Source organism: Anaeromassilibacillus sp. SJQ-1, assembly GCF_046693725.1.
Taxonomy (GTDB): Bacteria; Bacillota; Clostridia; order Oscillospirales; family Acutalibacteraceae; genus Anaeromassilibacillus.
The window spans coordinates 1-26120 of the sequence record NZ_JBKEIV010000005.1 but is presented as its reverse complement, the minus strand read 5'-3'; the positions used below and the strand labels follow the sequence as shown (position 1 = coordinate 26120).

Below are 26120 nucleotides of genomic sequence, written 5' to 3'. Positions count from 1 at the left end.
CTGTTTTATGTACTTATCGGATTTGACCATCCCCTGTGATGATAAACTTGGTGGAGGTCAACTCCCGCACTCCCATCGGACCGCGGGCATGCAATTTTTGGGTAGAAATCCCGATCTCGGCGCCACAACCGAACTCACCGCCATCTGTAAAGCGGGTCGAAGCATTGACATAGACCGCCGCTGAATCCACCCGCTCTGTAAACGCACGGGCATTCGTATAGTCATTGGTGATGATCGCGTCGCTGTGTCCGGATGAGTATCGGGCAATGTGTACGAGGGCATCTTCAAAGGAATCCACCACCTTGACCGCCAGGATGTAGTCAAGGTACTCACAGCTCCAATCCTCCTCCTGCGCAGGAAGTACAGCATCCCCCAAAATTTCACATGTCCGTTTGCAACCGCGCAGTTCCACTTTCTTCTCGTCCAGACGCGCCTTAATGGCAGGCAACGCTTTCTCGGCAATATCCCTATGGACGAACAGTTTCTCCATCGCATTGCAGACCGACGGGCGGGAAGTCTTTGCGTTAAATATAATGTTGACTGCCATATCGATGTCTGCGGACGCGTCTACAAAGACATGGCAATTGCCCACGCCGGTCTGAATCACCGGCACATGGGAATTTTCCACTACGGAACGAATCAGCCCCGCGCCGCCGCGCGGGATCAAAACGTCAAGATAATCGGTCAACCCCATCATCTCGATAGAAGACGCGCGCGTGGTATCCTGTACCAGTTGGATACAATCCGCGGGCAATCCCGCATCTTCCACTGCGTTTCGCATCACTTCTGCCACCGCGGTGTTCGAATGAATTGCCTCTTTTCCTCCGCGCAGAATCACAGCATTGCCCGCCTTTAGACAGAGGGCTGCCGCATCCGCTGTCACGTTGGGCCGGGCCTCATAGATGATCCCGATCACCCCGAGGGGTACCCGCACGCGCTGAATTTGTAGTCCATTGGGGCGGACAAATCCGTTTACAACCTGCCCAACCGGATCTTCCTGGGCGGCCACCCCACGCACGCCTTGCGCCATCCCCGTGATGCGCGCTGATGAGAGCGCCAGCCGGTCCAACAGGCTTTCACGCATCCCGCTTTCACGTGCCGTGCAGAGATCCTTTTCATTTGCCGCGAGAATTTCTGCCTCATGTGCTTCGATGGCATCCGCCATTTTCATAAGAGCTGCATCTTTTTTTGCTCCGGCCACTGCCAGAGCCCGCGATGCCTCTTTTGCCTTTTGCCCCATTTGCTCCAAAATGGTCATCCAGTCCACCTCTTTTTCCGGGACGAAGCCCAATTTTATTTTACTGTTTTCCTGTGCCGAAAACTGTCCCAATCTGCTCGCCATCGAAAAGATGGTACAGGTTTTTCGGGTTCGCTCCGCTCATCACACAACAGCAAATACCCGCCTCATTGGCGATGGCAGCTGCGCTCACCTTGGTCCGCATTCCTCCTGTGCCCCGGTTGGAACCTGTCCCACCCGCCAATGCAACAACCTCCGGCGTGACCTCCCGCACAAACGGAATTCGTTTCGCATTGGAGTCCGCACGCGGGTTCGCATCATACAGACCGTCAATGTCGGTCAAAATCACCAATAAATCCGCGTCGGTCAATTTGGCCACAATCGCCGAGAGCGTATCGTTGTCACCGATTTGCATGCCGACCAACTCGTCCACTGCGACGGTATCATTCTCATTGACAACCGGGATGATCTGCATCCCAATCAGTTCCTGGAATGTATTGACAACATTTTGCTTGCTATGCGGATTGGAAACAACATCCCCGGTCAGTAGCACTTGGGCCACCGTGCGGTTGTGTTCTCCGAAAAACTTGTCGTACATGAACATCAGCTCACACTGCCCGACAGCAGCAAGGGCTTGTTTTTTTTCCGTCTCCTGTGGGCGTTCTGTCAAACCCAACTTTCCAACCCCAACGCCGATCGCTCCGGAAGTCACCAGAATGATCTCCCTACCGGAGTTTTGCAGGTCGCTGAGTACCTTACACAGGGATTCCATTCGCCGTAAATTGATCTTTCCATTTTCATAAGTCAGGGTAGAGGTCCCTACCTTGATGACCACTCGCTTTGCCTGTGTGATTGCCGACATACGATTCTGTCCTCTTTTCCCTCAAGTTTTCCCGTGGATTTATACCAGTCGTGCCGTCGTTTCATCCGATTCAGATCCGGCAACGGGAAGCGTCTATTCTCTTCCCAATTGTAGAGCCACATCACGGGCAATAGCCCTTATTCCTTTGAACGGCGTGAGATTATTATACCATGTCCGTTGACAAGAATAAAGCCAGATTTCGACACGGGTGCCTGTTTTACCCAAAATCCTAATGCAATTTTAACATCATCCTATGACAATCGAGGAACAAGTTGTAACCGGTTGGTATCCTGGTTAAAAAATTTACAATTCCATCAAAATATTTGTCGATTCGCCATATTGTCAAGCTTTTTGATTCGGGATATAATCTATATTCAATAAAAGATATGACAAAATTATGAAGGAAAGAGGCACGACAAATGGAAGGGTATGGCTTTCTGTTCGATTTAGCACTGATTCTTCTCAGCACAAAACTGTTTGGCCTGGTCACCCGCAAGTTTAAGATGCCGCAGGTTGTCGGCGCGCTGGCTGCCGGTTTGATCCTGGGTCCGGCTATGTTAAATGTGTTGCAGGAGACGGACTTCATCACCAAGTTGTCCGAGGTGGGCGTCATCGTTCTGATGTTTACCGCGGGTTTGGAAACCGATATTCAAGAACTGAAAAACACGGGCAAGGCGTCTTTTGTTATCGCGTTGATCGGTGTTCTGGTTCCACTCGGCGGTGGATTCGCTTTGGCACACTTCTTTAACAATGAGGCGATTGCTGGCCCCGGGGCCAATATTTTCCTGCAAAACATCTTTATTGGTATCATTTTGACCGCCACTTCTGTCAGCATTTCCGTGGAAACCCTCAAGGAAATGGGAAAATTAAACACCCGTGCAGGCAATGCGATTTTGGGCGCGGCGATCATTGACGACATTCTCGGCATTGTCGCTTTGACAGTGGTCACCAGTCTGGCCGATTCGAGCGTGAACATCGTCGTTGTTTTGCTCAAAATTGTCGCTTTCTTCATTGTATCCGCTGGCGGCGGTTTCCTGTTTTACGTATTGTTCAAGAAATTCCAGGCGCGTTATCAGAAGGATATGCGGCGGTTTGTAATCCTGGCTTTTGTGTTCTGCTTGCTTCTGTCCTACTGTGCAGAACAGTTTTTCGGTGTGGCAGACATTACAGGCGCTTTTATCGCCGGTATGGTTATTTCGAACACAGAGCACAGCAAATACATTGCGGCGCGATTTGAAACCCTTTCCTATATCTTCCTTTCCCCGATCTTCTTTGCAAGTATCGGCTTAAAGGTATCTTTGCCGGACATGACGGGTTCCATCATTCTGTTCTCTGTCTTGTTGGTTATCGTCGCAATCCTGACCAAAATCGTTGGCTGTGGATTCGGCGCAAAGATGTGTAAATTCACGAACCATGAATCCATACAGATCGGCGCCGGCATGGTTTCCCGTGGTGAGGTTGCCTTGATCGTTGCCACGAAGGGCGCTGCTTTGGGACTGATGTCTTCGGTGTTCTTTGGCCCCGTAATCATCATGGTGGTTGCCCACGACGATTGTCGCGCCCATTCTGTTGAAGCTTGCTTTCCGTAACGATAAGGGAGGGGATACACCTGTTCCCCTGAAGACCAGCTAAAGACAAACTACCAAGTCCTAACTAGCAACAGTATGGAGCTTGGTTCGGACATGGACTCCATACGGTTAACACAGAACGCTTGATTGTCCTGTTAGGCCAAACAAGCATTTATGAATTATCTGAGGGTATCCCAAAAGTCACGAAATGACTTTCGGATACCCTTGTTTTTTGGAAACTTAGATTTTTTCTAAACAGAAAGAGGAGCCCCTTTCCTATGAATCCAAAGATTCGTAGATTTTGGTCCCCTCTCTTCTTTTATTTGATCTCTATTTTCCGGGTTTTCTTGTTTGAAAATTGCACTTTCAATAGATATTTCTTCCTACAAAGTCGAAACGCTCTATTCCTGCATCACATGCAATGTAAGGAATCAGGCGTTTTCTCTCCCAGTAGCCCCCTGGTAGGCAACCGTATTTGTTATGTAACCTTTTGATCGACTTATTTGCTCTCTATTTCCACTGCGAGTTCCGAAGTGCAGTGTGGGCACCGCGTCGCGTCGATTGCAATCTCCGTTTTACAGTAAGGGCATTTTTTCACTGTCACAGCAGGCACTTCTTCTTTTTTATGTCCCAAGGTTATCAGTTTGTTGATTCCCTTCAGCAGACAGAACAATACAAATGCCATGATAAGGAAATTGACCAGCGATGAAAGAAATGCAGAAGCAAAGCCTGCTACATCCTGCAACGTATACGTTTGTCCGCCGGTCACCAGGTTCAAAATAGGATTGATAAAATTGTCTGTCAATGAGGTTACAATTCCGGAAAAGGCGCTGCCAATGATAACACCGACAGCCATGTCCATCATGTTTCCCCGCAATGCAAAGGTTTTAAATTCCTGTATAAATTTTTTCATCGCTTAATCCTCCCTTTAATTTTTTACAATATAGCATAGAAAGGATAAAAGGAAAAGAGCCTTCTCGCATTTTGTCAGATAGTAAACAATATTGTAATAATTGCTTAATCTCAGCTGCTATTAAAAACATCAAACAAAAACAATCTCTTATCGAACCACAGGGGGCTGCACACGCCCTTCTGCTGTTCATGTGTTTATATCATAAAAATCTTTAAACATACAGATTAGCTTAATAACGATAGGGATACCCTACCTTTTCGGGTGACTGTCTCTATTAAAAGCATTCATTAGTATATTAGCAAGAGGGACAACCTGCCTTTTGCGATGACTGTCCCTATTAAAAATATTCATTAGTCAATTAGTGAGAGGAATCATCCATCATTTTACAGCTGCCGTTTGACCACAGTTATCCCTATTATCAATATCCGTTTGTTTATTTGTAATGGGGATATATCAAATGACAGTCCCCACCAAATTGCAGGGTATCCCTGTCACTACTATGATTTTGAATATTTTTCAATTTCACATTCCGTACAATCCATAATATTTATAAGAAAAAGGGGCAGATATAGCAATCTGTCCCTTTTCTGGTTTGTATTAAGAATAAGCCCTGTCTTTTTTCAATGCCTTGTTACGAAAAGGTAACGGTTTTCTCTTCACCATTTACCCATCCTGCACCAAGGCAAGCAGTCGGCCAGCTCGCTGAATTGGGCTTATAACCAAGGATCAACCGCTTGGCATAAGCATCCGAATCTTTTTTCAATTCAGAATCCAAAATATGTACCGTGACATTCAAATCTTCAACCGTACAATTGCTTATTTGGTCACTTGCCGAGCCTTGATAACCAACAATTCCACCAACCGATTTTGTAGGCTCCCCTTCCTTTCCGCCTTTTACAGAGCCGCCGGATACCGTACAGTTTCTAACGGCTGCACCATTATTGGTCTGGCCAACAATCACGCCTACTTTTCCATCATAAGAGTTTCCTTCCGACGTGCACCCCCACACTTCGGGAGCCTGTACATTTAAATTACAAATAACACCGCTTCCTTCTACGCCTGTGTCTTTCACAACACGGCCAAAAAGCCCTACCTGCTGCTTTGAATCGGTTATTTTCAGTCCGGTAATGGTGAAATTCTGCCCATCCAAACTACCCTTAAACATTTCGCACTGTGTTTGAGACGCCGTCCGTCCAATCGGCATCCAACCCATTTCCTCAGTCCAACCCTGCTCAACCCAAGTCGCGCCATAATAACCGGTCAGATCGATGTCACGGCCAAGTTTATAGTGGGCATCCAAATGGTTGCGCACATTGTCCAACTGGCGGGCATTCATGATGATATATGGATTTTGTTGCGTCCCATCGCCATCATCGAATTCTTTGCTGGGATCATCCACATATGTATCTTCTACCGTAAAAGTTGCCGCTGTATCGTTCGCTTGATAAGTAACCTTACCCTCTGGTGACAAGCTTACTGTGTAAGTTTCATCCGCATCTGTCAGACGAAACCCAGTCCCCTCCAACTCACTGGCAAGCGGTTTCAGGACAACCTCGCCTGGCTTTTCCTGGATAACCCGTTCTACCTCTTTGACAGGTTTGCCATCCGCCAGCTCATAGCGGACTTTGACCGTTGCTTCCACCGTGCTTTCCGGCTCGCTCCAATCCGGCATCGCCGTCATGGTCGCTCCTTCGTCCACCTGTCCCGCATTCACATAGAGCTCCGTGGAAGTGTTTCCCTTGGCACTCATTGCCGACCGTCTGTGGCAACCACGCGGCCAATATATAAGAAGTTTTCCCTCCCGCAGGGAGAACCTCCGGGACCACATAATCAAACGGTTTTCCATTCTTCCACAGGGTCACCGTCCCATCGGAAACTTCATCGTTCTTCTGGGCCGCCGCATCGTCGGCCTCCTCTAGAACCGGCGTCAGTACATAACCGTTATCCGTGAGCTCTGTTTGATAAAGCTGGACATGCAAAAACTCCCGAAGATCGTTTTGACAGGCAATTTCAGGCTCGTCCTCATCAACCTTTACACCGCCATGTCCATTATCAACAAGGTTGGGAATTTTATCCCCATACGGCAGATCGGAACCCTCGTCCTTTTTCTGCTCGCGAACCGCCAACTTCACCTGCATCGGCAGCGAGCCTCTGTTTTCCACATTCACCTGAAAGAAATACAAAGGATTTCCTGCAAATCCATCCTCATTCTTATTGGTAATAACACCATTCTCGTCCATCTGAAATTCGTCGCGGAGCTGCTCAATGGTTAGCGGACGAAGATTGGTAAAATTCAGGGGAACCGTTTCATCCGTATGATCGACCACCAATTCTACATCCAAAATCCCCGACTGGAAATTGGCGCTTGTCTGCTCTGTATCCATGAACCATGCAAAGGTCCCGCTTCCCAACACGGTCAACACAAGCAGAAACGAGACAACCGATAAAACAAGATGATTTTTAATCTTGCCCATCCTCTCACACTCCTTCTGCAAATACCATCCCCACCCATATAGAGGATAATATTATTCATCATTATTATACGACATTCCAATCTACCGTTACAAGTGCTAAATCGAAGTATCCATAAAAAAATTGCAAAAAGTTTTCCTAGTCCTAGATATTTCGGAAAATGCTTCCCTTTTTCTGTCCCCTGTAAGAAGAGAGCCAATCCCCCTAGCAATTGAACGGTTCCAGAAGGAAAAGACAGAAATAAAACGTCTAAACGTAGGATAACGGCGAATTGAGCAAACAGGCGCCGCTTTTCAAAAAGAGAGCGCTTCGTGCTGAGTGGAATGGACTCGTTGTTATAAATAGTGATGTATTCATCAATGAACGTCTGTACTTCAAGGATGGTCTCAGGCTTGTAAATGCGAATGCATTCGGATTTGAGAATGGAAAAGAAATTTTTGGCCATGGCATGTCGTATGGACTGGCCCGTCTCGACATGGACGGAGTAATGCCGTATTGTAACGCACGAATCAAAAAGCATCCGTCCAGGGCTTTCCTGAACGGATGCTTGAAAAACAAATTTATTTGTTGGGCTTCTTATTGGTGTTTGCAATAAAACCATTGCTCGCGCGCGGGCGGTCGTCTCTGCGGTGGAAGTGGCCGCCATCGCGGCGTTCTGGGCGGCGCGGGGCATCCGAAATGGTATTCTCCGGCACCATTCCCTCCACTTCAATCAACGCATCCCGGCGGGACAAGTTCAACCGGCCCTTGTCGTCGATCTCTAAAACCTTGACCATGACTTCATCGCCCACATTGACGACATCCGTCACCTTCTCTGTGCGCTTTACATCCAGTCGGGAAATGTGAACGAGGCCCTCCTTGCCGGGTGCAATCTCTACGAATGCACCGAAATCCATGATGCGCGTAACTTTTCCGTTATAGAACGCGCCGGGCTCCGGATCGTTGACAATTGTGTCGACAATCGTCAGTGCACGCTGGCAGTTATCCTTATCCAGGCCGGAAATAAAGACATGACCGTCCTCTTCCACATCCATCTTGACATCGCACTCTGCGCAGATCTTCTGAATAACTTTGCCGCCAGAGCCGATCACCTCACGGATCTTGTCCACCGGGATTACGGTGCTCATCATCTTCGGAGCATACTTGGAGAGCTCCTCGCGCGGCTGCGGAATGCACTTGAGGATGATCTCGTCAATGATATAGTTGCGCGCCTTGTGGGTTTTTTCCAATGCTTCCTTCACCATCTCGGGGGTTAGGCCGCTGATCTTCAGGTCCATCTGGATGGCGGTGATGCCCTCCTTGGTGCCTGCAACTTTGAAGTCCATATCGCCGAAGAAGTCCTCTACGCCCTGGATGTCCACCATAGTCATCCAGCGCTCGCCCTCGGTGATGAGCCCACAGGAAATACCGGCCACCGGCGCCTTAATCGGCACACCAGCCGCCATCAACGCCAGAGTGGAACCGCAGATCGAAGCCTGAGAGGTCGAACCGTTGGAGGAAAGCACTTCGGAGACCAGGCGGTATGCATATGGGAATTCCTCCACCGGCGGGATTACCGGAACCAGTGCGCGCTCTGCCAGCGCACCGTGGCCGATTTCACGGCGGCCCGGACCGCGGCTGGGCTTTGTCTCACCCACAGAGTAGGACGGGAAATTATACTGATGGATATAGCGCTTGAACTCTTCCTCGTCGATGCCATCCAGCATCTGCTGGTCGCTCACCGGGCCGAGTGTGGCCACCGTGAGTACCTGTGTTTGCCCGCGGGTAAACATCCCGGAACCATGTACACGCGGCAACAGATCGACTTCTGCTGCAAGCGGGCGCATCTGGTCCATCTGGCGGCCATCCACGCGCTTCTGTTCGTCCAACAGCCAGCGGCGTACAATATATTTCTGTGTGCGATACATACACTCCTCGATCTTTGCCTCCTGCTCCGGGTAGATCGGGTCAAATTTCTCGTGTACTTTTTCATAGATGGGCTTCAGGCGCTCATCGCGGACATTCTTGTCATCCGTATCAAGGGCGTACTTTACATCCTCCATCGCAAAATCCTTGATGGCGGCGAGCATCTCTTCATCCGGCTCATTGCTCGGATAGCTGAACTTCTCCTTGCCGATCTCCTTCTGGATGCCCTTGATAAACTCGATGATCTTCTGGTTGGCCTCATGGCCCGCCATAATGCCGTTATACATCTCTTCGTCGGTGACAATCTTCGCCCCCGCCTCGATCATTGCGATGCGCTCATCCGTAGAGGCAACCGTGACTGCCATCCGGCTCTTTTCACGCTGCTCTGCCGTCGGGTTGATGATATATTCGCCGTCGATCATTCCGACCGATACACCCGAAATCGGGCCGTTCCACGGAATATCGGAGATAGTCAGCGCGATGGAGGTACCCACCATGGCAGCGATTTCCGGCTGGCAATCGTGGTCTACGCTCATCACCGTGCAGACAACCGATACATCGTTGCGCATATCCTTGGGGAACAGCGGACGGATGGGGCGGTCAATCACACGGGAGGTCAAAATTGCCTTATCGCTCGGGCGGCCTTCCCGCTTTAGGAAAGAACCGGGAATCTTGCCGACCGCATAGAGCTTTTCCTCAAAGTCAACCGAAAGCGGGAAGAAATCCACGCCTTCACGCGGTTTGGCCGAAGCTGTAACGGCAACATGCACCACTGTTTCGCCATAACGAACCAAACATTCGCCATTGGCAAGCTGCGCCATCTTGCCCGTTTCAATCACCAGCGGGCGTCCCGCAAAATCCGTCTCAAACGTTCTAAAATTTTCAAACATCTTGTCTCCTCCTAGAATCAGAAATCCATTTTTCACTCGTCATTTCCTGCAACCCCATTGGTTTTGCGGACAAAGCACCGGGCACCACCGCTCAAATCCCTGGCCTGCAAGATCTTTTCTTCCGGTTGCGCCTCTTTGGGAGGAAACAGGTTTAGCAATGAAACCAGCCCCGCGCCGGGCGCGGCGTTCGTTTCACGGCTAAGTCCTGTACTTCCCATTTTGAGGTCTGGGCCATCACCGGCAGTCCAGCGGGCGCTTTTTCAGCAGCGCCCACCACCGCCTGAACGTGCAGAAGGGCAGACGGCACGATGCCGCCTGCCCCAGCCAAACTTTTCTTATTTGCGGATGCCCAACTTGGCAATAATCGCACGATAGCGCTCAATGTCCACACGCATGAGGTAATTGAGCAGGTTTCTTCTCTGGCCAACCATCTTCAACAGGCCGCGGCGGGAATGATGGTCCTTCTGATGGATCTTCAGATGTGCCGTCAAGTCGTTAATTCTCTTGGTCAGAACTGCGATCTGGACTTCCGGAGAACCGGTGTCGCCCTCGTGCATCGCATACTCTTGGATAATCGCTGTTTTTTCTTCTTTCAGCATGTACCTTTCCACCTTTTCTAAAAATTGGGGAACAATCCCCGTTTCATGCGCCCATACTCACAGAAGCAGGCCGGTGGTATACCCGACCGGGCTTACCCCTGCAACCGGGAATAGGGTAGCCATATCTTTCCCCCAACACTGGGGCAAAACTAAGGGTATTATAGCATGGGGATTCCCTTTTGTAAATATGCGGCAATCATCTTTTTTGCGGTTTCCGCGTTTTCCAAAATGTTTTTCTGCAATTCGGCAATCCCGCTGAATTTGACCTCTGGCCGGATAAAATCAATCAGATCCACCCGAATGTTCTCGCCATAGAGCTCTTCTCCGTGGTAGTCCGGAATCCAGGTCTCGCTCAGGGGGGCGTCTGCACCGACCGTCGGCTTGACGCCGACATTTGTCACCCCGTAATAATCGCCGTCGTTTAAACGGACCAATGAGGCGTACACGCCAAAGCGCGGCAACACAAAGCCCTCCGTAAAGACCTGGTTGATTGTGGGCGTCCCCATGGTGCGGCCCAATTGCCGGCCGCGCACAATCTCAAAGTCAAAACCAAAGGGTCTGCCCAGCAGCCGCTCCGCTGCTGCCACGTCGCCCTGTGCAACAAGCGCACGGATACGGGTGGAACTGACCGGTTCTCCATCCACCTCCACCGCAGGTACAATCTCGCAGATGATGCCGCGTTCCTCACAGAGTGCTTTCAGCGTTTCCGCTTTACCTGCACCTTTGTACCCAAAAGTGAAATTGAACCCGCAACAGACTTTCTTCGCGTGACAGACTCCCACCAAAACCTCATCTACAAACTGTTCCGGACTCATGGTCCGAATGGATGCAAAACGCAGGGAATAGACCTGTTGGACGCCCATTTGTTCAAGCAGATGAAGCTTCTGGCGCTTTGTAACCAGTTGCCCACCGGACTTGCCCCCCAGCTCTTCAAGCGGGTCCGCGAAGGTCAGTACGGAAGGCGCCAAACCAGGAGCACGGGCCGCATCGATCACACGCCGGTGTCCCAGATGCAGGCCGTCAAAACAGCCGAGCGCAACCGCGGCCCGCGGCGCCCCCGGGGTTAGATCATGGTATACTTTCATATATTTGTTCCTTTTGTCGTTCTGTCTATCCGGATTTTGCCGCAATCGACGGCCTTTGGGGTCTTCTGGACCACACGGCCCGCACCGATAAACCGCCGTCAAACAAACAACTTCAGTATTTTCAACGTATCCTGCCCGCGATCCACGATCCCCAGCCCTAAAAACACCTGCTCAGGGCTGTACACCCGCACCCGCAGGCCGTCCGGAGGGTTCTGCCTTGCCAATGCAGTGCGTTCCAGACCCAGGCAACCTCCATTGCGGAAGCGAACCGCCTGGGCGGCAGACACACGCAATGCCGGACGCTCCAAAAAAAGCTGATCCATCGGGAGCACCCGAGCCTCTAACTGCCCCGTTTCAGCCAGCGCGCGCACGGCCTCCAACGGAACCGCATCCGCAAGGGAAAAACCACACGCTGATGTGCGCCGTAACGCAGTCATAACGCCAAATGTCCCGAGCGCCTGCCCAATATCCGCACAAAGCGTACGAATATAAGTCCCTTTGGAACAACGTACTTCCAGAATCCCTGTCTGAGCAGTTTCATCAAAACGCACGCATTCCAGCCTTTCAATGGTAACTGGACGTTTTTCCCGCTCGACTGTGACACCTTGGCGGGCAAGTTCATACAACCGCTTGCCATCCTTGCGCACAGCGGAATACATCGGAGGTTCCTGAAGAATATTTCCACGGAAAAGAGAAAGTGAAGCCAGGAGAGCTGCTTCCGTCGTGCGTGTCCCACTCCTGGCGAGAACCTCCCCAGTGGAGTCCTGGGTATCGGTGGCGTAACCAAGGGCAAATTCTGCACGGTATTCCTTACTGGTATCCTCCAGCAGGGATGCCGCCCGTGTAGCCTTTCCCAGAAGGACCGGCAAGACGCCGGTGGCCATGGGATCTAATGTGCCAGTATGACCGGTCTTTTCTCTCCCCGCGAGGCGGCGCACCACGGAAACCACGTCAAAAGATGTAAAGTCCGCCGGTTTATCCACAACAAGGACGCCGTTCACTGGCCGTCCCCCTTGCCTTGATCCAGATAATCACCGATTGCCGCGACGATCCGCTCTGTGGCCAATTCTGCAGGCCCGGCCAGGGTACATCCTGCTGCACAGGCATGTCCACCGCCGTCAAATAACGCACAGATCTGCGCCGCATTGACGGGTTCCTGCGTGCGCAGAGAAACCTTATATTCACCGCTCTTTTTTTCACGCAGGGTCACCCCGACGAGCACCCCTTCAATCTGTCGCGGGATTGCGGCCAGTCCTTCCAAATCATCTTCACAAGCGCCGGACTCGGCGATCATCTCCCGCATGATGTATACGACGGCGCACCGGTCGTCCAAATAAAATTTCATAGAATCCAACACCCGGCGCTCCATCTCGAGGCGGGCACGGGTCTTGGTATCGAACATCTCCCGGTTGATGGCAGCCGCGTCAATCCCCGTCTCCATCATACAGGCCGCGATACGATATGTGCGCGGTGTGGCATTGGTGTATTTGAAACATCCGGTATCCGTTGTGATCCCCGTATAAATGGCTTCCGCAATCTCCGGCGTGATTTTTGCACCCAACTTGGTGATCAGTGCATAAATGATCTCCGTGGTAGCAGCCGCCGTACTGTCCACGTAGGTATATGTCGCAAAAGTACGGTTTCCCGCATGATGGTCAATACAAAGGTCGACATGTCCCTCGTATTCCTCCCGAATGGGCTCTCCCAACAGATCGATATCCGCGACATCCACGGCTACAACCGTCTTTGGTTCAAATTCCTGTTTCTTAACGCCACGGAACATAAAGGCATATTTTGCACTGATCGCATGGCGGCAGCGCGTCTTTACGCGCTTTCCCATGCTTTGTAGGGCCATACAAAGCGCGGCGGCAGAGCCAAACGTATCCCCATCCGGGAACTGATGGCTCAAAATGACGATGTCGTCCGCACGGCGCAGAAATTCTGCCACGTCATCCAGGCTGATCATCGTTTGCTACACTCCCCTCTCGGTTTGCAGATGTTTCCATCCGCCCATTTCCATGATACACTCTTTGCCCTGCGGGTTTGTGCCGGGCAACAGGCAGCACAATGTGCTGGCCGTACGTTGCCCTTCCTCTGACAATCGCCCCAAAACAAAGGTGTTTAAAACGCTTGTAGCGGGGACGTGCGGGGATTCTTCCAAATCCCCGCCGGGAAATTCCACAGGAATTCCCGGGCGCGGTCTTTTAGACCGCGCACACGTCCCCGCCGCCCCGCGTTCCCCCCGGGGTTCCCCGGCAGTTTGTTAGGTTTCTTTCCCCTGTCCGTCCTCTCTCGAAGCTGGCAGGTCGTTTAAAATTCTCGAAATATTTGCGCTGTATTCAATGGAGTCCGTGGCCTTGAAATGCATCTCCGGCACATGGCGCAAGCGCAAGCGCTGCCCCAATTCCCTCCGGATGTAACCAGAGGCAGATTTCAACCCCACTATCGCCTGCTTGGCGTGATCAATGCCCTCCATCGCGCTGATATAGACGGTACAATACGAGAGGTCGCTCGACACATCCACGCGTACAATGCTAATCAGCCCCTGTACCCGTGGGTCCTTGAGCTCTCGGAAAATAGCCGTCAAGCTCTCTGCGGATGTCCTCCGTCGTCCGTCCCATTCTATGGCTTGGCATATCGTTTCACCTCCGCGGCCTCAGCACACCTGTGCGCCCCCGGCCGTCCTGGATCGCCGGGAATCCTCGGTCAATCCTCTTTGTATTCTTCCATTGTGAAGGCTTCCAATACGTCGCCCTCTTTGACGTCGTTAAATTTCTCCAGCGTCATACCGAAGTCATAGCCATCGGCCACTTCCTTCACATCGTCCTTAAACCGCTTCAGGGACGACACTTTGTCCTCTGCGATTACGATGCCGTCGCGCACCACGCGGATGTCGGCGGTGCGGGTGATTTTGCCGCTGGTGACATGGCCGCCGATAACGGTGCCGACATTGGAGATCTTGTAAACCTGGCGGCATTCGCCGCGGCCCAGCTGGACCTCACGGAACTTCGGAGCCAACATGCCCTTCATCGCGGACTCCATCTCTTCAATGCAATCGTAAATAATGCGGTACAGGCGCATATCCACGCCGCTGCGTTTTGCATTGTCCTCGGCCACCGGATCGGGACGCACATTAAAGCCCACAATAATGGCATTCGATGCATTCGCCAACATGACATCGGACTCGTTGATGGCGCCGACGCCGCCGTGAATAACCTTGACGCGCACTTCGTCATTGGAGAGCTTCTCCAACGACTGGCGCACTGCCTCCACAGAGCCCTGCACATCCGCTTTGACAATGATCTGCAGTTCCTTCATCTCGCCCTGCTGCATCTGGTCGAAGAGGTTATCCAACGTGACTTTGGTCTGCGAATTGAACATCTCTTCCTTCTGCTCATTGCGGCGCTGTTCCACCAGTTCGCGGGCCAGGCGCTCGTCGGAGACGGCGTTCATGGTGTCGCCGCCCGTGGGCACGTCGTCCAGGCCGGTGATCTCCACCGGAACGGACGGCCCCGCCTCATTGATGCGGTTTCCGTTTTCGTCCGTCATCGCACGGACACGCCCCACTGCAGTTCCTGCGACAATAATATCGCCCGTACGCAGGGTACCGTTCTGTACCAGAACGGTAGCGATCGGACCGCGGCCCTTATCCAAACGCGCTTCTACGACGGTGCCCTTGGCTGCTCGGTCCGGGTTGGCCTTGAGTTCCTTCAAATCGGCCACCAGGGTAATCATTTCCAGAAGGTCGTCGATTCCCTCTTTCTTCTTAGCGGACACGCGGATGCACGGCGTCTCGCCGCCCCACTCCTCCGGAACCAATTCGTACTCCGTGAGCTGCTGGAGCACATGGTCCGGGTTGGCGCCCGGCTTATCCATCTTATTGATGGCGACGATGATCGAAACATTTGCCGCCTTTGCGTGGTGGATTGCCTCGATCGTCTGCGGCATGATGCCGTCGTCCGCCGCGACAACCAGGACCGCGATGTCCGTCACCTGTGCGCCGCGGGCGCGCATCGTGGTAAACGCCGCATGTCCCGGTGTATCCAGGAAGGTGATATCACGGTCGCCGATCTTGACGCGGTAAGCGCCGATGTGCTGCGTGATGCCGCCCGCCTCGGTGTCCGTTACATGCGCATGGCGAATGGCGTCGAGCAGGGACGTCTTTCCGTGGTCCACGTGTCCCATCACCACCACGACTGGCGCACGCGGGACCAGATTGGCCTCGTCGTCCTCACTGTCGTCGATGATACGCTCTTCAATCGTAACAACGACTTCTTTTTCTACCTTTGCATGGAACTCCATGGCGATCAGGGAAGCCGTGTCAAAATCAACGGTATCGTTGACGGTTGCAAACACGCCGTTCGCCATCAGCTTTTTGATGACCTCCGCCGCAGTCGCCTTCAACCGAAGAGCCAGCTCGTTGACTGTGATCTCCTCCGGTATGGTGACCGTGATCGGCTTCGCCTTGCGCTCCATCGCAATGCGGCGCAAACGTTCCGCCTCCGTCTCGCGGCGGGCGTTGCGCGGCTTGCCGCGATACTGGCTGCTGCGCTGGGTGATCTTCTGCTTTTGCACAATGTTCTCCGTCCGGACCTTCTCCGAGGCCAGGCGGTCGTACTTCTCGTTGTATTTATCCAATTCCACATGGGAAGCGCGCGTATCGACCAGGCGGCCTTCCCCGCGCTTCACATTGGTGGTGTTCGGTGCGCCGGTCTGCATCGGACGCGGAGGCGGAATGGGTGCACCGGGCTTTTTCTGCTGTTGTTGCTGCGGAGCGGGGCGAACCGGCGTGATCTTCCCCGGCTTTACAGCCGGGCGGCGCGGCGCATTTCCCTGTTGTTGCCCTTGCTGCTGACCCTGCTGGCCTCCATTCTGCTGTGGAGCAGGACGGACCGGCGTAATCTTTCCCGGCTTCACGGCAGGACGGCGCGGCGCATTGCCTTGCTGTCCCTGTGCGCCTCCATTCTGCTGGGGCGCTTTCGCCGGAGCCGCCTGATTCCGGTTCGGCTGCGGCTGTGCCGGGCGGGCGGGCGCCGTGGGCTGTTGCGGTGCCGCGGGCTCCTGCTCGGCCGTCACGGTCACTGCCGGCTCCTTCTGATCGGCAAAATAAGCGTCAAAGCTCTCCACGCGGTTCTTCTGCGTGAACTCCTCGAAAACGACATCCAACTCGTTTTCTGTCAACGCCGTCATATGTTTTTTGGTCTCGCCCGTGTATTTTTGTAAGGTGTCGATGACCTCTTTATTGGGGAGTCCCAGGTCCTTTGCCACCTCGTGAACGCGATATTTAATCATCATATACGAAATTCCTCCTCATTTCACCACTTGTTCGCCGGTTTCGGCTTCACATAGCTCGTGCAGTTTTTTTGCGAACCCTGCGTCATTCACTGCAACAACTCCGGTTCGCTTTCCAAGAGCCATGCTGATTTCATCCATGGTGCACGCCGTTTTCAAGACGTCCACCCCGGCTTCCTCCGCCGCAAACCGAACGCCTCCTGCGGTGTGCTGAGAGAGGTCCTCTGCCAGCAGCACCAGGCGCGCCTGGCCTTTTCGCAGCGCTTCCTCGGCGGGATCGTTGCCCAATGAGAGCCGGTTTGCCCGCCGCGCCAATCCCAAAAGGGACAGAAGCCGCTTGTTGTTTTCATTCATTTTCCGATCTCCTCCTCCATACGGTCATAGACCTCTGCGGGAATCTGACAGGAGAAGGCTCGTTCCAATCGCCTCGCCTTTCGCGCCGCCCGGAGGCAGTCCGCACTCTTGCAAACATAAGCGCCGCGCCCAGGTTTTTTTCCTGTAAGGTCCAGGGAAATCTCGCCTTCCGGCGAACGGACCACCCGGACCAGTTCTTTTTCGGCTTGCTTTCTCCGCATCCTGCACACATACGCAGGGGGATTCGCTTTTGATGCATTTGCACACACCGCCCTTCCCGACTGTGATTTCTTAAACGTACGCTGATGAATCTATATGAAAACAACCGCGGCTTGGGCAGGGATTCCCCAGCGCTTTTGCACCGAGCAGGGTGCGAACCGTCCATCGGACGCGCGGTGCCGTTTCCAGCTTTCTGTGAATGTGCCCTTACACATCCATCAATATAGAAGGAATAAAGTTCTTTCCCCTCTTGGAAGACTCCTTTACCGGCAAGCTTATTCCTCTTCCGTTTCGGCCGGCTCCGCCTCTGCTGTTACAGGCGTCTCACCGGCTGTCTTCGGTTCAGCGGGCTCTTCTTCCCCATAAAAGCCGCTTTCCGGCTTGATGTCAATCTTCCAGCCGGTCAGCTTCGCTGCCAGACGTGCGTTCTGGCCCTTATTGCCAATCGCCAAAGAGAGCTGGCTGTCCGGCACCGTGACACGGCAAGCGTGCGAACCGTCCTCCGCCGTGACAACGGAAAGGACCGTCGCTGGGGAGAGTGCAGAAGCGATAAATTTCGCCGGATCTTCGCTGTATTCCACGATGTCGATCTTCTCCCCGCCCAGCTCATTGACAATGCTGGAAACGCGGGCGCCGCGGGCGCCAATGCAGGCGCCAACCGCGTCGACATCCGAATTGTGGCTAATAACTGCCAATTTCGTGCGGGACCCCGCTTCGCGGGAAACCGCTTTGATCTCCACAGTACCGTCGTAAATCTCCGGCACCTCTGTCTCAAACAGGCGCTTGACCAGGTCGGGGTGGGTACGGCTAATCATTGCACGGGGACCCTTCTCAGTCTCCCGGACGTCCACCACGTACACCTTGACATGGTCGCCCTCCTTGAGCTCCTCGCCTCCCACCTGCTCACTCTTGGGTAAAACGGCCTCTGCCTTGCCAATCCGAAGGGTAGCCGCGCCCGTTCTGGGATCGATGCGCTCCACCAGCGCTGTCACCAGTTCCTGGTGCTTGCTTTGGAATTCCTGCATCATCTGGCCGCGTTCCCCATCGCGGATGCCTTGGCGGATGATATTGCGCGCTGTCTGCGCTGCAATCCGTCCAAACTCCTTCGTATTGAGGTGCACACTGACCGTATCCCCGATGGCCGCCGTTGGATCGATGTCGCGCGCTTTTTCCAGCAGGATCTCCTTGCCCGGCTCTTCCACATCTTCAACCACCGTTTTGCGCAGATAAACCTCAAACGCGCCCGTCTCGGGGTCCATATTAATCACGGTGTCCTCGTTGCCATAGCTGTTTTTGCACGCGGTCACAATGGCCTTTTTGATGCGGTCCACCATAAAGTCCACAGGGATGCCGCGCTCCTTCTCGAGCAGGCTCAACGCCTCAAAAACTTCGCTCATTCCTCAATCCCTCCAAAGTCGTCGTCCAACAGCCGGACGCTGGAAGCGTCCTTCCTGGCTACGGAACGTTCGTCTCCTTCCTCCATCCGCAAAATCATCGTATTGTCCCGGTAATCCTGTAAAATCCCGGCGATCTCCCTCTGTCCGTCCTCATCCGGCCGAATCAGCTTGATCTGCACCGGCGCGCCCAAATAAGCGGCGAAATGCTCGTCGCGTGTGAGCTCACGGTTCATCCCCGGAGAGCAGACCTCCAGGCAATAGGACTGCTCGACTGGGTCCAACTCATCGAGCGGTCCGTTGATCGCACGGCTCATCGCCTCACAGTCCTCGATGCCGATCCCCTCCGGCTTGTCGATAAAAATGCGCAGAAACCAGTCTGCACCCTCCTTGACAAAGCGTACGTCCCAGAGCATCAGCCCCAGATCCCGCGCAATCGGCTCTGCCAGCCGCCGCACCAGGGCGACGGTATTGCCGCCTTTCTTTTTCGCTGCCAATCGTTTCACCTCATAATGCAAACAAAAGAGTGGGTTGCCCCACTCTTTCATCCTCACATAATATTACTTTGTATAGTGTAGCACAACTGTTGGAAAAATGCAAGGGTACGCGGCGGAGATATGCGGTTTTTCTGCGATGATCCGCGCTTCATCCCCCATTTATGCGAACGTATCCAACGCTTCCCTATGTCGCAGCTGGCTGGTGGACGGTCCTCGGGGCAAAACAAGACCAAATGTCTCTCTGTCCCCCTGAGGCGGCCATCCCCGCCAAAGCAACTTTTATTCCTCCATTTGCTTTGCGAGGAAGAAGGCGGCCGCTTGAACGAGTTTTTCATCGGTCTCGCCCGCTGGCTCCTGCGTATCGCTGGAAAGCAGAACGACTGCGCCATTGACATCGCTTGATGCGATAATCGGGTAAAGGACGCAAGCGGTCCGGTCGATCCCCTCCCACGGGACGAATCTCTCCGGCCTCCCCATTCGGATAGGACATCCGATTCTGCATATACTCCTCCAATTCCGGCGATACACGGCGTTCTAGGTATTCCTTCTTTGAGACGCCAGCGACAGCAATGACATGGTCACGGTCGCATACAACCACCGGCCGGTTGGTTACCTTATTGAGAACCTCTGCATACTGCCCAGCAAAGGTAGACATTTCTCCCACGGGCGAATATTTTTTAAAGATAACGCCCCCCTGTGCATCTGTAAAAATTTCCAATGCATCCCCTTCCCGAATGCGCAGAGTGCGGCGGATTTCCTTTGGGATGACGACACGTCCGAGATCGTCGATTCTTCTTACGATTCCTGTGGCCTTCAAAGTTGATTCCCTCCTGATTATCTATATTTGACCTTTTTTGACCTTTCTGTTACATGTTCGAAAAGCGTGTCATGCCCTTATTATCCGCAGGAAAGTCCTGACTATGCAGGTTTTGCTTGGGCAATTTTTCGGACATGGGAATCCATTGAAAGGAATAAACCGTCAGAAGCCGGCCGCATGCCAAAGGGACGAACCTAAGACATTATTAAGACACTCTACCGCATTAGTCTATACTGAATACAGGCAAGCAAAGTGACTTATCAAGATGGTTTGCCGCATTTGCCTGTGCTGAATATAGGCAAGCAGGGCAGATTATCCAGTAAATCTATACTTAAACAAGCCATATGAAATCAATGAATTTTGACTATTGCATCGTTTTAGGAGCTGAAGGTTCTTTTATAAAAAGGACTTCCCGGACATTGTTCTGTCCCCACGTGGTTACGAAAATACCTACAGGGCAAAAATGCAGGCGAATAAATTCATTTTCGAAGTTTATGCGCTATCTTCCGAAACAGGCCAACAAAAATCCCTCTGCCTCTATACAAATTTGAAAAAAGTCGTATAATAAAAGGCAGACTTTTTTTAATTTGTAAAAGGCCGGCATACATCCCGCTTTTCGGCCTGTATCAGAATGGATTTTCAAAATTAGGAGGGGTACCATTGAAAAAAACAATATATGCCCGGATGCTTGGATGGATTGTTCTCATCGCGTTGTTTTGTACCGGATGTGCTGCACGTTCTCCCATCACCGCAGAGGAGTTCGAAACACAGGCCTCTGCGGTTGGATTTACTGTAGAAACTCCCAGTGTCGATCCTGAAACCTGATGTTTCCGCACGCACAGCCTATGACGAAACCATCGATATGCAGATCGATTTTGCTGTCTGTGCGGATCAGGAAACTGCCACGACCACTTACAATGGCCTCAAAGAATTTATCGGGGAACCTAAGACCGCCGAAAAAACGACAAATGTGGATTCGGCTGCGTATAGCAAATATACGGTTGAAAACGGCGAGTTGTATTTTGTGGTCGCCCGTATTGAGGACACTGTGCTCTATGGAACCGGTAAGCTGGCCCAGCGCAGTAAGATGGACGAGTTGCTTGGCGCCATCCATTATTGAGAAGGGGGCTTTCCATTGCAGGAGGCTTCCCCATAAAACCAAAAAGAACGGATATGCGTTTGTATTTTCAAGCGCATATCCGTTTTTGTTTGTCCCCTGGGCTCTTGCCCCGGTTCCCTTTTCAAAGCTACGTACTTTCTAAGTCTCTAAACGCCGGGTCAATTCCCTGCATTCCTACTTTTCTTTGGTCACAAACGGCTCATATGGTTTCTTTTGCAGCCGGTGGTTTCGGCGCATCAGCCAAATAATCCCTACAACAATTGCCGCCAGAAGAATTCCTCCGCCCACCGTGGGCACTATCCACGGAATTCCACCCCCCGCCATATCCTGCGGTGGAGCAATGGCTGCTGTCAGTAGGTCGTTGGATGAATAGGAGCGCCGCTGTGTGTCGGTCCATTCGGATGACTGATAGGCCATGAGTACATTTCCTTTGCTATCCATCGCACCCTCTATCCCATGCAATGCTGTTCCATGGTTGATATATGTCTGAACAGCGCTACAGGCTCCTGTTTCAGGGCTATAAAATGCACCATTCAGTTGGAATGCGCCCTCTTCTCCTGCGTGCAACCAATAGAGGAATACCAGTTCCCCGTTGGTCACTGCGTCAAACGAGGAAGTCTTCGCTTCCGGGACCAGAATCCGCTCCTCGCCCTGCTGTTCACAGGCAATAGAGCCATCCTCTCCGCAGTAAAAGCGTGTCCCTGCGATCTCGATACCATCCGCATCGTCCGGCTGCTCCATCGGAACCATCATCTGTAGCGCCGTCCCATCCCCAAAATGCGCATCCGCAATTCCATCTTCCGGCTGTACGTGCCAGGTCCCCTGCTCATAAACAGCCTGATAGCTGCGATTTTGCCCTTCTGAGAACAAAAGATCTCCACGGTCGTTTACCAGCCAACCGGCGCAAACCTTTCCATCCACTACGGCTAGGTTGTGCATGCCACAGTACCCTTCGATTCCTTCTGTAAGGTTTGTCACTTCCTGTACCTGTCCATCCCGAAGCACCGCAGCATAAAGATCCATCGAACGCGCGTATTCGGAGGAATCGACAGTTCCGGAAAATTCTTGGTCAGCATTCTGCCAAAGCAGGTACACATCGCCGCCGGATACCACTGCCCGCGGGGCGAAGTCCGCGGTTCCGTCATCGTAAACCGGTACAGGATCGCTCCACCGCCGGCCATCAAATACCGAATAAACCAGCCGGTAACGGTTTATATCCGCGCGATCAGAAGCATCTTCCAGCCAAAACAGCACTGCCGGACCCGTATAACCGCCGGATGAAACAGAGCCACTGCCCGTTGGTACGAACACCGGGTCCGCATTATCCCCCGCGTCTTCCACCACTGGAGCGCCCTCTTCGGTGGGGATCGAGGGTGCCGCGTCCGGATGAAACTGTTGGCTGTCCTCTCCAGCCGTCCCTGTCTCACTCCGCCCTGGGAACCGGTCCACAGGCTTGGGCATTTCATAGGTATCGCCATCTTCATCAGAAATCACCGGATAGTACTGCCAGTAGTATCCTTCCCAAGTGCGCTCGAATCCCAATAGCTTTACCACCGCACGCAGGTTTCCGCCCAACTGCACAAAATCCTGTAGGACATCCTCGCCGTTGGCCAAGTCCGCCCGCATTGTAAAGTTGACGCCGCCGGTCAACTCGGCGCCCAGTTTTAATTTTACCTTTCCTATGGTAATCCCCTGTTCAAACTTTTTCCCCAAATAGGCGTAGGCGGACCCCGAGCAGGAGATCGCTGGCACTAAGCGCAGGGAACCGTCCTCTTCGTGGGAACTTACCAGCCGAATCTGCGGTGTAAGCTCGCCATCGACGCCCCCAAAGAGAAAACTTAAATCCTGCGACAGCTTGATGGAAGCTGTTACATCCGAGCTTACCAGCTCCAACTGGGCTTGGTCCTCGTTCCAACGGGCCACAACCTCCCCCGCAACGGACACGTTTCCCTGAAACAGCATTTCCGCCAGCCCATTCAGCTTGAACGATCCTTTATAGTCTCCTGTTTGCTTATCCCGCGTAAGCGTCACCTCGTTGGAAAGCAAGTGATCGGCCTTAATGGGAAACGGAAGCGATTCCAGCTGCAATTCCGCGTTCAGCAGAACCGGACCATAGGCCTCTGCCACAAAGGTTGGTGGATTTATCGGGATGGTAAACACTTCCGGCAAGGGTTCCAGCTCTACAGTCAATGTTTCGGCCAGTTCCCGGATGGTTACAGGAAGCTTCCGGCTTTGATATCCGTCGCAGGAGACCAGCACATCCGTGGTCCCATTGAGGTGCATATGCGGGTCGCTTTTCGAGACCTTTCCGGAGTCATCCGTCTGTGCCGGTCCCAGCACCCCTCCCATCACAGTCGCGCCCTTCAACGGCGCCCCGGTCGCTTTATCCTTGACAACAACGGTTTGGGTATGTTCGCCGCATCCCGCCATAATGCAGTCGTCGCACAGGCCGGAGGTATTCCCCAGGGTAGAATTCTCACAGTGCATACAATACGGCTGAGGCGGCGTCCAAAGAATGATACTCCATTTATTCCTGTCCGAAGCCCAGCAGGCGTAACACCGGCTGTCCTCCGCCCAATCGCCTTCCCGCTCAAACAGGGGCGCCCCACAGGACGAACATTCCCCCACCGGAGGCTGTACATAATAGGATTCCGGAAGATCGCCTTCTGCGGCCTTGGCAACCGTAACTCCCGCCCCCATCGGTCCCAAAACGGTTAAAAGCATCGTCAAACACAAGAAAATCCCAATTCCTTTTTTCATAAACGCCCGCCTTTCCTCTCCCATTTCCATTTAAGGTTCCAGCCCCATTATACCGGCCGCCCGGCATCAAAACAAGGAACGCCCTCTATTTCCCATAAAGTTTGGGAAATAGAGGGCGCATTCCCTTCTTCATTTCTCTTCGAGGCGCCCTTCGGCCCAATAGACGTAAAAAACCCTGGCGGGAATATAATTCCCGCCAGGGCCTTCCAATCGATTACCAAAATTCTCGAAATTATGCAACTTCCCACGCCAACTTCGGATAAGATCCGCTCTCGCAAACCCATGCATTATTTCCTTGAATGCCTGTCAGAGTTCCACTTTGAAGCTGAGCCGCTGTTTTATTAATGCCTTTGTTGCGATTTGAAGTTGTAAAATTGGACTCATAATAGACATTTGTCGCAATCGGATTAGCTCCTGCCGCCGCGTCAATTGCGCCAATGCAACGATGCGCTATCCCATTTGAATTAGACGATACGCTCCCAGTCGATCTGGAATAGCAATTCTTTACGGTCCCTGCATTATAACCAATGAAACCGCCGACGCCACTATAACCTGCAACATTTTGGCTCGTGTTGTTGTAACAATTTTCGATGGTCGCTCCACGCTGATTGCTGCCAACCAGGCCGCCAACATACTGAACAGCTAACTGACTGCTCGTAGCCGTCGATGACGCAGAATTTACACCACCAGTTGAATAGCACCCTTCAATCGTACCAAAATTAATACCTACTAAACCGCCAACATTAATATATCCTACTGCCTCTACAGAGGAAGAACAATTGCGCACGGTTCCCTGGTTCTCCCCCGTAATACCGCCTATGCGGCCACTTGTCTGCACGGTAGATCTTCCCAAGCCTTCCACCGTTCCTCCATTCACAACGTGGCAATTCTCGATCAGTCCCTTGTTGAGACCGGCAACTACACCCACGGTACTGGCGCCAGACGAATATGGGTCCTCAATAACCAAATTTTTTATTTCTCCCTCATTAGCAGCAAACAAACCAATCCACCCATATTCTGTTCCATAGTCAATCTTTAAATTAGAAATTGTATGTCCGTTCCCATCCAACGAACCGGTAAAAGGAGTATCCGTTACTCCCAAACCGATTGTCGAGAAATAGCCTCGATTTTCATTGTTCCCTAAATTGATCGAATCTCCCAGTACAAAATGAGAGTTTATACTCCAGCGGATATTATCAAACTGAACTGCACTGCTAACAACATAAGGATTTTCAGGAGAACCCTCACCAGACTTGTAAAGCCCCGTCTGCAGCTCAAATACAACTGGATTTGGCGTCGCCGTCCCTGCTACAGGATCTAATGTAACAGACTGGCTACCACTCTGCCCACTAGCTAACATATAGCGGGACTGTGTCTGGCCAGTTTGACTATCATAGTCGTTATCGTACTTTTTGACCCAGCTCAAATCGGCATTAATGGTATAAGAAGTGACGTCCCCTTTAACAGTAAATGGTACTGTTTCTGTGTGTCGAATGGAATCTCCTTCCTTATATTGAACCGTTACAGAATAATCGTAATCTTTGCTAGGATCACCGCCTTCTGCCTTCTTCACCACAAACGAGACATATGCTACACGCTTGCCATCCACTGTATTATCTTCGTCTTTAAAATCGTCCAGATATGTGATCTTCACAGAAACCCCTGGCGTTGGAAATTCATAACCTTCCGGAAGATGATCTTTTACGACAGGCGTATCTGTGGAATAGGTATACTTCTGCCCAATGGTAGCTTCCACCGTATCTGTATAGCTATCCACAATCGCATCGTTCCCCACTAACGCCTGATCGACATAACGGATCACAACGTTCGCTTCTTCTGAACGCACCTTAAAGATGATTTCTTCCGGTGTTACATTCCCTTCTGCATCTACCTGAACAGAAACCGTCTGACCTGCCGGGTCATACGCAAAGCCCGCAGGCGGTGCAGGAATCGTAATCTCTTTTGGTTCATTCCCGTTGTTTCTCGCCACTCTTCCTTGCGCAGTGTTCCCGGTCACAAGGGTATATTCTCCCGGAGCCGCAAGAGAAATCGTGGCTGTTTTTACTTCACGGTCATCGGTTTCGTCCTCCGTATCAAACGTCGCTTCATATTTCACCGTGATCTCTACATTTTTCG

20 protein-coding genes and 3 pseudogenes are annotated in these 26120 nt (G+C 52.3%); 3 read left to right on the top strand and 20 right to left on the bottom strand.

Going from position 1 to position 26120, the window contains the following annotated elements; genetic code table 11:
* Positions 1-13: 13 nt before the first annotated feature.
* Together ACGCCZ_RS01040 and proB are read right to left on the bottom strand one after the other, a co-directional pair.
* Entirely contained in the window at positions 14-1258 is a 1245-nt protein-coding gene (locus ACGCCZ_RS01040) for a glutamate-5-semialdehyde dehydrogenase (RefSeq protein ID WP_411655087.1), read from the bottom strand.
* 40 nt (positions 1259-1298) lie between these two features.
* A complete protein-coding gene (gene proB / locus ACGCCZ_RS01035; RefSeq protein WP_411655075.1) occupies positions 1299-2099 on the bottom strand; it encodes a glutamate 5-kinase in 801 nt (266 codons plus the stop codon).
* Between the two features lie 419 nt (positions 2100-2518).
* Here proB and ACGCCZ_RS01030 point away from each other — a divergent pair.
* A pseudogene (locus ACGCCZ_RS01030) lies at positions 2519-3731 on the top strand (cation:proton antiporter).
* A gap of 435 nt (positions 3732-4166) precedes the next feature.
* Here the strand turns inward: ACGCCZ_RS01030 and mscL are convergent.
* The 16 genes and pseudogenes from mscL to ACGCCZ_RS00950 form a co-directional block, all read right to left on the bottom strand.
* On the bottom strand, positions 4167-4580 hold the full coding sequence (mscL, locus tag ACGCCZ_RS01025; RefSeq protein ID WP_054324805.1) for a large conductance mechanosensitive channel protein MscL: 414 nt from the start codon (positions 4578-4580) through the stop codon (positions 4167-4169).
* Positions 4581-6193: 1613 nt separating this feature from the next.
* On the bottom strand, positions 6194-7054 hold the full coding sequence (locus tag ACGCCZ_RS01020; RefSeq protein WP_411655074.1) for a TasA family protein: 861 nt from the start codon (positions 7052-7054) through the stop codon (positions 6194-6196).
* The gene (locus ACGCCZ_RS01015; RefSeq protein WP_411655073.1) at positions 6997-7497 is read right to left on the bottom strand and encodes an IS3 family transposase; all 501 of its coding nucleotides are present in this window, start codon (positions 7495-7497) and stop codon (positions 6997-6999) included. The genes ACGCCZ_RS01020 and ACGCCZ_RS01015 overlap by 58 nt, the downstream gene beginning before the upstream one ends.
* Positions 7498-7612: 115 nt before the next feature.
* Complete coding sequence (locus tag ACGCCZ_RS01010; RefSeq protein WP_082402290.1) at positions 7613-9847, bottom strand: polyribonucleotide nucleotidyltransferase; 2235 nt, start codon at positions 9845-9847, stop codon at positions 7613-7615.
* A 151-nt stretch (positions 9848-9998) separates the two neighbouring features.
* Positions 9999-10154: a hypothetical protein gene (locus ACGCCZ_RS01005; protein ID WP_153802359.1), complete on the bottom strand. Its 156-nt coding sequence runs from the start codon at positions 10152-10154 to the stop codon at positions 9999-10001.
* Positions 10155-10182: 28 nt separating this feature from the next.
* Positions 10183-10446, bottom strand: coding sequence for a 30S ribosomal protein S15 (rpsO, locus tag ACGCCZ_RS01000; protein ID WP_054324809.1), 264 nt, complete (start codon positions 10444-10446; stop codon positions 10183-10185).
* Between the two features lie 158 nt (positions 10447-10604).
* A complete protein-coding gene (ribF, locus tag ACGCCZ_RS00995; RefSeq protein WP_054324810.1) occupies positions 10605-11531 on the bottom strand; it encodes a riboflavin biosynthesis protein RibF in 927 nt (308 codons plus the stop codon).
* A 98-nt stretch (positions 11532-11629) separates the two neighbouring features.
* The gene (gene truB, locus ACGCCZ_RS00990; RefSeq protein ID WP_054324811.1) at positions 11630-12532 is read right to left on the bottom strand and encodes a tRNA pseudouridine(55) synthase TruB; all 903 of its coding nucleotides are present in this window, start codon (positions 12530-12532) and stop codon (positions 11630-11632) included.
* Entirely contained in the window at positions 12529-13497 is a 969-nt protein-coding gene (locus ACGCCZ_RS00985) for a DHH family phosphoesterase (protein WP_054324812.1), read from the bottom strand. Before ACGCCZ_RS00985 ends, truB begins: the two co-directional genes overlap by 4 nt.
* 297 nt (positions 13498-13794) lie before the next feature.
* Positions 13795-14118, bottom strand: a complete 324-nt coding sequence (rbfA, locus tag ACGCCZ_RS00980) for a 30S ribosome-binding factor RbfA (RefSeq protein ID WP_411655072.1) — start codon at positions 14116-14118, stop codon at positions 13795-13797.
* A 119-nt stretch (positions 14119-14237) separates the two neighbouring features.
* Positions 14238-16826, bottom strand: coding sequence for a translation initiation factor IF-2 (infB, locus tag ACGCCZ_RS00975; RefSeq protein WP_411655071.1), 2589 nt, complete (start codon positions 16824-16826; stop codon positions 14238-14240).
* Positions 16827-16841: 15 nt separating this feature from the next.
* The gene (locus tag ACGCCZ_RS00970; RefSeq protein WP_054324815.1) at positions 16842-17177 is read right to left on the bottom strand and encodes a L7Ae/L30e/S12e/Gadd45 family ribosomal protein; all 336 of its coding nucleotides are present in this window, start codon (positions 17175-17177) and stop codon (positions 16842-16844) included.
* A pseudogene (rnpM, locus tag ACGCCZ_RS00965) lies at positions 17174-17436 on the bottom strand (RNase P modulator RnpM). Before rnpM ends, ACGCCZ_RS00970 begins: the two are co-directional and overlap by 4 nt.
* Before the next feature lie 235 nt (positions 17437-17671).
* Complete coding sequence (gene nusA, locus ACGCCZ_RS00960; protein ID WP_411655070.1) at positions 17672-18793, bottom strand: transcription termination factor NusA; 1122 nt, start codon at positions 18791-18793, stop codon at positions 17672-17674.
* Positions 18790-19296, bottom strand: a complete 507-nt coding sequence (rimP, locus tag ACGCCZ_RS00955) for a ribosome maturation factor RimP (protein WP_242967390.1) — start codon at positions 19294-19296, stop codon at positions 18790-18792. Before rimP ends, nusA begins: the two co-directional genes overlap by 4 nt.
* Before the next feature lie 270 nt (positions 19297-19566).
* Positions 19567-20104: pseudogene (locus ACGCCZ_RS00950) on the bottom strand (stage V sporulation T C-terminal domain-containing protein).
* Between the two features lie 660 nt (positions 20105-20764).
* Here ACGCCZ_RS00950 and ACGCCZ_RS00945 point away from each other — a divergent pair.
* Together ACGCCZ_RS00945 and ACGCCZ_RS00940 are read left to right on the top strand one after the other, a co-directional pair.
* Complete coding sequence (locus ACGCCZ_RS00945; RefSeq protein WP_411655069.1) at positions 20765-20929, top strand: hypothetical protein; 165 nt, start codon at positions 20765-20767, stop codon at positions 20927-20929.
* A complete protein-coding gene (locus ACGCCZ_RS00940) occupies positions 20910-21224 on the top strand; it encodes a hypothetical protein (RefSeq protein WP_411655068.1) in 315 nt (104 codons plus the stop codon). The genes ACGCCZ_RS00945 and ACGCCZ_RS00940 overlap by 20 nt, the downstream gene beginning before the upstream one ends.
* A gap of 174 nt (positions 21225-21398) precedes the next feature.
* Here ACGCCZ_RS00940 and ACGCCZ_RS00935 read toward each other — a convergent pair whose 3' ends face one another.
* Together ACGCCZ_RS00935 and ACGCCZ_RS15785 are read right to left on the bottom strand one after the other, a co-directional pair.
* A complete protein-coding gene (locus ACGCCZ_RS00935) occupies positions 21399-23984 on the bottom strand; it encodes a hypothetical protein (protein ID WP_411655067.1) in 2586 nt (861 codons plus the stop codon).
* A gap of 232 nt (positions 23985-24216) precedes the next feature.
* Positions 24217-26120: GLUG motif-containing protein (locus tag ACGCCZ_RS15785; protein WP_425117352.1), on the bottom strand; the 1904-nt coding region annotated here is incomplete at its 5' end.